This is a genomic window from Mesorhizobium sp. J18, from assembly GCF_007829525.1.
Classification (GTDB): Bacteria; Pseudomonadota; Alphaproteobacteria; order Rhizobiales; family Rhizobiaceae; genus VLJP01.
In genome coordinates this window covers 1,116-2,011 of sequence record NZ_VLJP01000088.1, presented here as the reverse complement: position 1 = coordinate 2,011, position 896 = coordinate 1,116, and the positions used below count along the sequence as shown (strand labels likewise).

General features: G+C 67.3%; 1 protein-coding gene. It reads right to left on the bottom strand.

Annotated elements, in window-relative coordinates; all coding sequences use genetic code 11:
• Positions 1-896 (bottom strand): zinc ribbon domain-containing protein (locus tag L598_RS20630; RefSeq protein ID WP_281407430.1); only part of this gene is annotated, 896 nt, incomplete at both ends.

Below are 896 nucleotides of genomic sequence, written 5' to 3'. Positions count from 1 at the left end.
CGAAGACGAGGGAGCGGATAGCGTCGCGGTTGAAGCGAAAGGCCAGCAGCGCCGAGGCCTGGTAGCGGGTGAGCCCGAAATCCTGCCGGTACTCCGGCGGCAGGAAGGCAAGCTGSCGGTCGGTGGGCGGCTGGTTCAACCAGCGGCGCGTCTTGTGGGCGCTCTCGTCGCTCTCATGCTCGTTGAGCCAGTCGTCCGCCGCCGCGAGGCAAACGGTGCGTTCGCCCACGGCCAGCAGAAGAGGCCGCTGCTTCTGGAGGCCCCCGATGCTGTACCAGCGGCCGTCCAGGAAGAAGACACCGCCCCAGGCATTGAAGCCGTTGGCGATGAGCGCGGCATCGTCGCCGAAGAGATCGCACCARCGGAAACTCGACCGCTTCAGGAGGTCGATCTCGGACATCACGAAGTCGCCGAGCGGCGCTGCTTCGCCGCCTTCGGGACGCTCCCAGACATGACCGCACAGCGGGCATTCGRTGGTGGCGAGCGGCACGATGGCGCCGCAGTCCGGGCAATCCTTGGTGGGCGCCTCGCCGGAGACCTCTCGACCGTCCAGGTCGACGTCCTGCTCCAGCGATCCGTGCAGCAGGGTCGAGGTGCCGAAATCGAGCACGATGCAGTCGGTCTTGATGGCGCCTGGATGTTCCTCGGGCGACACCGTGCGAAGGCCGCGACCGACCATCTGGATCATTGTCGACTTGTAGGAACTCGGCCGCAGCAGCACGACGCAGCTCGTCGGCGGGTGATCCCACCCCTCGGTCAGGACGGCGACATTGACGACGACCCGCAGCTCTCCGGCGGCGTAGGCATCGAGGATTGCCTTGCGGTCGGTATCTGCCATGTCGCCGTGGATCAGCCCGGCGGCGACACCGGCCGCGTTGAAGGCGGCGGCCACGTTG